The sequence below is a fragment of the Nocardia sp. CC201C genome, from assembly GCF_030010695.1.
Classification (GTDB): domain Bacteria; phylum Actinomycetota; class Actinomycetes; order Mycobacteriales; family Mycobacteriaceae; genus Nocardia; species Nocardia otitidiscaviarum.
Window position 1 is genome coordinate 1 of record NZ_JASCXP010000390.1, and the last position, 7,032, is coordinate 7,032.

General features: G+C 69.7%; 6 protein-coding genes. 2 read left to right on the forward strand and 4 right to left on the reverse strand.

Annotated elements, in window-relative coordinates:
- Nucleotides 1-339, reverse strand: a 339-nt coding sequence (locus QK444_RS29425; protein ID WP_282785381.1) for a VOC family protein, incomplete at its 3' end; no start/stop codon positions are given.
- Nucleotides 340-451: 112 nt separating this feature from the next.
- A complete protein-coding gene (rarD, locus tag QK444_RS29430) occupies nt 452-1,336 on the reverse strand; it encodes an EamA family transporter RarD (RefSeq protein WP_282785386.1) in 885 nt (294 codons plus the stop codon).
- Nucleotides 1,337-1,817: 481 nt separating this feature from the next.
- Here rarD and QK444_RS29435 point away from each other — a divergent pair, with 481 nt between their 5' ends.
- Nucleotides 1,818-4,298: an HAD-IC family P-type ATPase gene (locus tag QK444_RS29435; protein ID WP_282785382.1), complete on the forward strand. Its 2,481-nt coding sequence runs from the start codon at nt 1,818-1,820 to the stop codon at nt 4,296-4,298.
- A 110-nt stretch (nt 4,299-4,408) separates the two neighbouring features.
- On the forward strand, nt 4,409-5,239 hold the full coding sequence (locus tag QK444_RS29440; protein ID WP_282785383.1) for a PhzF family phenazine biosynthesis protein: 831 nt from the start codon (nt 4,409-4,411) through the stop codon (nt 5,237-5,239).
- Nucleotides 5,240-5,246: 7 nt separating this feature from the next.
- Here the strand turns inward: QK444_RS29440 and QK444_RS29445 are convergent, their stop codons facing one another.
- Together QK444_RS29445 and QK444_RS29450 are read right to left on the reverse strand one after the other, a co-directional pair.
- A complete protein-coding gene (locus QK444_RS29445; protein ID WP_282785384.1) occupies nt 5,247-6,158 on the reverse strand; it encodes an ADP-ribosylglycohydrolase family protein in 912 nt (303 codons plus the stop codon).
- Nucleotides 6,159-6,241: 83 nt separating this feature from the next.
- Nucleotides 6,242-6,652: a hypothetical protein gene (locus tag QK444_RS29450; protein ID WP_282785385.1), complete on the reverse strand. Its 411-nt coding sequence runs from the start codon at nt 6,650-6,652 to the stop codon at nt 6,242-6,244.
- Between the last annotated feature and the right edge of the window lie 380 nt (nt 6,653-7,032).

The following is a 7,032-nucleotide window of genomic DNA, read 5'->3' on the forward strand; positions in this document are numbered from 1 at the left end:
CTGGAAGTAGATGCCGCGACCACCGTCGTTGTGATTGATCTCGCCTTCGTGCTGACCGCGCGGATCGGCCCAGTAGGTGATCCGGTACCGCTCGAGCTTCTCGTAAGCGGCGTCGAACTCCGCCTCCGAGACCAGAAAGGCGTAGTGCTGCGGTTGAATCCCGGTGGGGATATCGGGCGGGACGTCGGCGAAGTCGAAGGTGACCCCGTTCTCGGCCCGGATCGGAATGAAGTGCCCGACCGGGGCACCCACCTCCAGACCCAGAATGTCCGCCCAGAATTCCGCGGATACTCGTTTGTCGGTACAGCCGACGATGGTGTGATCGAATTGGATGGGCAAAGGATTACTCCTGTACTCGTGACGGTCCCGACCCCGGGCCGGTACAAGTCGACCAACGGGAGCACCGCCACGAGACCCAAGCTAACGCAACGGGATCGGCTCGTTCAAGTGATCACGCACCCCGGCGCGAACGCCGCACGGCATCGGCGGTGAAGATCGCCAGCGCCACCCAGATGAGCGCGAAACCGGCCCACCGCGACGGCGGCATGTCCTCGTGCACCACGAATACGCCCCAGGCCAACTGGAGGCCCGGCGTGATGTACTGCAGGATTCCCATCGTGGACAGTGGCACCCGCTGCGCCGCCAGGGCGAACAGCAGCAGCGGCACCAGGGTCACCGGACCGGTGGCCATGAGCAGCGCGGTATGCGGGACGCTCGATCCGATAGCGGCCTGACCGGTCACCCCGAGCACGATCACCGCGGTCACCGCGAAGGGCGCGGCGACCAGACCCTCGGCCGCCAGTCCCGGCAGCGGTTCCAGCCGAATCACCTTCTTGACCAGTCCGTAGGTGGCGAAGGAGCAGGCGAGCACCAGCGCGATCCAGGGCGGCCGCCCGTAGTCCACGGTCAGCACCACCACGGCCGCCGCGCCGAGCCCGAGCGCCACCCACTGCGCGGGCCGCAGCCGCTCCCGGAAGATCACCACCCCGAACGCGACCGTCACCAGCGGATTGATGAAGTAGCCGAGGGCGCATTCCACCACGTGCCCGGAGAGCACGCCGCCGACGTAGACGCCCCAGTTGAGGGAGATGGCGGCCGACGCGGCCGCGGCCATGCGCCAGGTGCGCGCACTGATCGCGCGCAGTTCACGCAGGCGCCCCGCGACCGCCAGCAGGGTGAGTGACACCACCAGGGTCCACAGAATCCGCTCGGCAAGCACCTCCACCGGTCCGGCGAAGGCGAGCAGTCCGAAGAAGGCCGGGAACAACCCCCAGCACAGATAGGCGCCACCGCCGAAGAAGACGCCGAGATCCCGGCCGCGTGCGGTGCGCGCCACGGCAGCCGTGTCGACCGACGTCACCTCGGGGTTCGCCCCGAGCGCGTCGGCGCCCGAACCCGGTTCCGATACCTGTCCGCTCGCCACTTGCTCAACGTTAGCCTCAGCAACGACCCCGAATCATCTGGATTACCCGGATCATCGGATGATCGAAACCGCCCGTCCGCGGCGACCGGTCGCGGCCCGCGCGGCGCGACCACCCGCAGCGAGGACCACGCGGTGGTGCGACGTGCCGGAGCGACCGCACACTCGTAGGTCGATCACCCGCCCCGAGACGATCACGCGAGCGGATTCGCCGCGGCAGCAGCGCGTGGTGTGGACCAGGACGGCCGGGGTCACACGGCGGCCGGATGTGCGGGGGCGCCCGCCACACTCGTCGTCGGTGAGCGAGCGCGGGAAGACGATCACCGATTCCCGCGTGCACGCGCTGGCGGACCCGTGCGCACGGGCAAATTCGCCCGGGCGTTCTAGGCTTGTCGGCATGTCGATCACCGCGCAGGCTCCCGAGAGCCCGCCCGCGCTGGGTCTCACCTCCGCAGAGGTCGAGCAGCGCCGCCGGGACGGTTTGACCAATGACGTGCCCGAGCGCGCCAGCCGTTCGGTGCGCGATATCGTGCGGGCAAACGTCTTCACCCGCATCAACGCCATCCTGGGTGTGCTGTTCATCCTGGTGATGGCGACCGGCTCGATCATCGACGGCATGTTCGGCCTGCTCATCGTGGCCAACAGCGCGGTCGGCATCATCCAGGAGGTCCGGGCCAAGAAGACCCTGGACAATCTGGCCATCGTCGGCCAGGCCAAACCGGTGGTACGCCGCGACGGCGCCGCCGCCGAGATCGCGCCGCAGGAGGTGGTGCTCGACGACATCATCGAACTCGGGCCCGGCGACCAGATCGTGGTGGACGGCGAGGTGGTCGAATCCGAACTGCTCGAGGTCGACGAGTCACTGCTCACCGGTGAGGCCGACCCGATCGACAAGGCGATCGGCGCACCGGTCATGTCCGGAAGCTTCGTGGTGTCCGGCAGCGGGGCGTACCGGGCCACCAAGGTCGGCAAGGACGCCTACGCCGCCAAACTGGCCGAGGAGGCCAGCAAGTTCACGCTGGTGAACTCCGAACTGCGCAACGGCATCAACACCATCCTGAAAGTCATTACCTACCTGCTGATCCCGGCGGGTCTGCTGTCCATCTACAACCAGCTGGTCTCCAGCGGGGAGTCGTGGCGGCCCGCGGTCAACGGCATGGTGGCGGCCCTGGTGCCCATGGTGCCCGAGGGCCTGGTGCTGATGACCTCCATCGCCTTCGCGGTGGGCGTGGTGCGGTTGGGACGGCGCAAATGCCTGGTGCAGGAGCTACCCGCCATCGAAGGCCTGGCCCGCGTGGACGTGGTGTGCGCGGACAAGACCGGCACCCTCACCGAGAACGGTATGCGCCTGGCCGAGATCCGGCCGGTCGGTGCGGACACCGGCACGGGGAGCAACGGCGCTGGTGCCAACGGAACAGGGGCCAACGGCGATGACGAGCTGAAGCGGGTGCTGGCCGCCATGGCCGCCGACGATCCGCGGCCCAATGCCAGCGTGCTGGCCATCAAAGAGGCGCTGCCGGACACCCCCGGCTGGCGGCCCACCGGGGTCGCCCCGTTCTCTTCGGCCAAGAAATGGAGCGGCTTCTCCTACGGCGAGCACGGCAACTGGCTGCTCGGCGCGCCCGACGTACTGCTCGACCCGGAATCCGAAACCGCCGCCACCGCACAGGAAATCGGCGCGCAGGGCCTGCGCGTGCTGCTGCTGGCGCGCAGCGACCGGCCGGTGGACGCCGCCGACGCGCCCGGTGCGGTGACCGCGGCGGCGCTGGTGGTGCTGGAGCAGAAGGTGCGCCCCGACGCCCGGGACACCCTGGACTACTTCGCCTCCCAGCACGTCGACATCAAGGTGATCTCCGGCGACAACGCCGTCTCGGTGGGCGCGGTGGCGTCCTCGCTGGGGCTGACCGGCGGCGAGCACGCCGTGGACGCCCGCAAGCTGCCCGAGGATCGCGACCAGCTCGCCGACGTGCTCGAGCAGCAGACCACCTTCGGCCGGGTGCGTCCGGATCAGAAGCGCGCCATGGTTTCCGCGCTGCAATCGCGCGGCCATACCGTCGCCATGACCGGTGACGGCGTGAACGACGTACTGGCGCTGAAGGATTCCGATATCGGCGTGGCCATGGGCGCGGGCAGCCCGGCCACCCGCGCGGTGGCCCAGATCGTGCTGCTGGACAACAAGTTCGCCACCCTGCCGTACGTGGTGGGTGAGGGCCGCCGGGTGATCGGCAATATCGAGCGCGTCTCGAATCTGTTCCTCACCAAGACCGTGTACTCGGTGGTACTGGCCTTCCTCATCGGTATCGCGGGGGTGGGCTCGCAGATCTTCGACTACGAGTCCATCGGCTATCCCTTCCTGCCGCGACATGTCACGATCGCGGCCTGGTTCACCATCGGCATCCCGGCGTTCATCCTGTCGCTCGCGCCGAACAACGAGCGGGCCCGCACCGGATTCGTGGGACGCGTGATGCGCCTGGCGATTCCGTCCGGCGTGGTGATCGGTGTCATGACCTTCATCGCCTATCTGCTCGCCTACGAGGGACCGGACGCGAGCGAGACGGCGAAGGTGCAGGCCGGGACGACCGCGCTCATCACCCTGCTGATCATCGCGGTCTGGGTGCTGGCCATCGTGGCCCGCCCGTGGGTGTGGTGGAAGGTGCTGCTCATCGGCGGCTCCGTCACCGGCTACCTCATCCTGTTCTCGGTGCCCTTCACTCGAGAGTTCTTCAAGCTGGACCCCTCCAACGTCACGCTGACCACGACGGCCTTCGTCCTCGGCGGGATCGGCATCGTGCTGGTGGAGCTGGCCTGGTGGGTCAGCGCGCGGCTGCGCGGTGAGGCGCATCCGCTGCTGCCGGCCGCGCCGGGTGAGAAGGTCTGAGCCGGACGGTATTCGCGGCGGCCGCACCGACGAACTGGTCGCATGGTTCGGCTCGCCGTGAACGCCCTTGTGCCAGGTCGTCATTGAATCGGCGGGGTACTTTGGGCGGCATGGAGGTTCTCCTGCATCAGATCGACGCGTTCGTCGACGCCCCCTTCTCCGGCAATCCGGCCGCGGTCATGCCGCTGCTGTCGTGGCTGCCGGACGACCTGCTGCAGCGGCTCGCCGAGGAGAACAACCTCGCCGAAACCGCCTTCTACACCTCGGCGCTACCACCGGAGGCCGGGGGCGCGCCGGATAACGCGCCCGCGTTCCACCTGCGCTGGTTCACCCCGGCCGTGGAGGTGGACCTGTGCGGACACGCCACGCTCGCGACGGCCGCGCAGATCCTGGAGGATATGCATCCCGGCTCCGACCGCGTGCACTTCTACACCCGCAGCGGGTGGCTGCGGGTGGACCGCGCCGCCGACGGCGGTCTCGTCATGGACCTGCCCGCCGTCGCGTCCCGGGAACTCGATCTGACCGCGGAGATCCCGCGCGCACTGGCCAAGGCCATCGGGGTGCGGCCCATCCGTGCCCTGGACGGCACCGATATCGTGCTCATGGTCACCTCGGAACTCGAAGTGCGCGAAGCACATCCGAACTTCGCGGCCTTCCCCAGCCTGCACCGCGGGGTGATCGTCACCGCCGCGGGCGAATCGGTCGACTTCGTCTCCCGCTTCTTCGCCCCCGGAGTCGGCGTACCCGAGGATCCGGTCACCGGGTCGGCGCACGCCCAGCTCACCCCGATCTGGAGTGCCGATCTGGGCCGCACCGCCCTCACCGCGCGACAGCTCTCGCCCCGGGGCGGCACCCTGGGCTGCACGCTCACCGGCGACCGGGTGCAGCTGACCGGTCGGTGCCGCCGCTATCTGGACGGGGTCGTGCGCCTGCCGGATTGACGTCGGTTCAGCGCGTGACGACGCGTTCGGTCAGGGTCAGCAGATCGGCGGCGGTATAGCCCGGATAGCCGTGCAGGACGGTGCGCCAGTGCTCCGGAATGGCGGCGGCGCCGTGGCGGGCGCCCAGCAGACCGCCCGCGATGGCGGCGGTGGTATCGGTGTCACCACCCGCGCGCACCGCCAATTCCAATGCGCCCGGCAGCGTTTCGTCGTGGGTAATGGCCCACCAGGCGGTTTGCAGGGCGTGCACCACCCAGCCGTTCTCGGCGAAGTCCGCCGGGGTGCCGTGTTCGGCCTTGTCCAGCAGCGGCCCCCAGAAGTCGGCGTCCACGACCGACAGCGCCTCGCGCACACCGTCGTAGGTGCCGTGCAGCACCGCGTGCCGGATGGCCAGCGTCCACAGCGCGCACGCGTCCATGGCGTGCGGGTCGTAGTGGGTGAGCGAGGACACCATCCGCGCCGCCAGCACGCAGTTCTCGGCATCGTCGAGGTAGGCCAGCGCCACCGGCGCGGTCCGCATGAGCGAGCCGTTGCCCGCCTTCAACCCTTCCAGGGTGTGGGCGCGGACGCGCATGTCGCGGGCGGTGCCGTCGCGCCATTCGAGCACCGCCCGCGTCTGATTCCCGATGTCCTTGGGCCGCGCGTCCCACCACGCCACGAATTCGGCCGCCACCGCGTCGAGCCCGGCCTCCTCGTGCAGATTCCCCGCCTCGGCCGCCGCCCGGGCCACCGCGACCGCCATGGCGGTGTCGTCGGTCCACTCCCCCGGCTCCCAGCGAAAGGTCCCGCCGCCCTTCATGTGCACGACCACATCCGGCCCCGGATGGGTGAACTCGTATCCGGCCCCCAACGCGTCCCCCGCCGCCGTCCCCAGCAACACCCCCGCCGCCCGATCGGCCTGCCGCGCGGTCAAATCCATAACCCCAACCTCCACTGGCGAATCCGAGTTCCACCCCACTGTGTCACAGCACTCCGACACCGCCCCCTCCCGGTGCCCGCCGGTCAGCGCTGCAACACCGCGACCAGGACGATGGTGAGCGGAATCAGCACGGCGGCGGCGATAATCGCCGCGTACACGCCCGCGCCCGGTCGCTCACACTCCCGGAAGTCGGCGGCCCCGTCGCTGTAGATCGTGCGCGGGGCGGCGTAGTAGAGCCACACCGGACCACGCGTGGTGTCGATATCGAGCACCGCCCGGCCGACCGACCACAGCGCGTATCGCGACCACAGCCGCGCGCGAAACCGCCCGACGGGCAACATGATCCGATTCTCCCCGGGCCGCAGATCGAACCGCAGACCGGGCGCGAACTCGACCAGCATCGGCGCGCTCCCGTGCCGCAGGCGAATCGGTTCGGACGCCACCACCGTGACCGGAACCCACGGCGGTGGATGCGGGTTGCCCTGAGCTCTCATGCGCTACCTCCCGCGCCGATGCTAGCCCGCCACCCCTGAGGCCTCGAGGCGCGTACGCCCCTGAGACCTCGGGGCGCGCACCGCCCTTGGCCAGCGCCCGAACGGCGGAGGCGCGCCGAGCCCACATGGTCGGACGGATCGGCGAGGCTGCGCGCGCAACGGTCACCACCGCGCGATGCCGGTGACTGCGCGGTCTCGTGGCCGACCGGTCAGTTCTCGGGGACCGGACCGTCATCGGGGCCGGGGACGACGTGGTCCCGGTGTCGCGGGAGCAGCGGGACGAGGGCGTAGGTGCCGCCGCCCGCATCGGCGGGGAGGGCCTCGATCGCGCGGATATCGCTGTGGGCGGCCAGCTTTCGCAGTTGGTCGAGGGTGCCGCG

Bases quoted from the DNA above. Each gene is read 5' to 3' on its own strand.
- QK444_RS29435 (WP_282785382.1), top strand. From the start codon at position 1,818: ATGTCGATCACCGCGCAGGCTCCCGAGAGCCCGCCCGCGCTGGGTCTC.
- QK444_RS29440 (WP_282785383.1), top strand. From the start codon at position 4,409: ATGGAGGTTCTCCTGCATCAGATCGACGCGTTCGTCGACGCCCCCTTC.
- QK444_RS29445 (WP_282785384.1), bottom strand. From the start codon at position 6,158: ATGGATTTGACCGCGCGGCAGGCCGATCGGGCGGCGGGGGTGTTGCTG.
- QK444_RS29450 (WP_282785385.1), bottom strand. From the start codon at position 6,652: ATGAGAGCTCAGGGCAACCCGCATCCACCGCCGTGGGTTCCGGTCACG.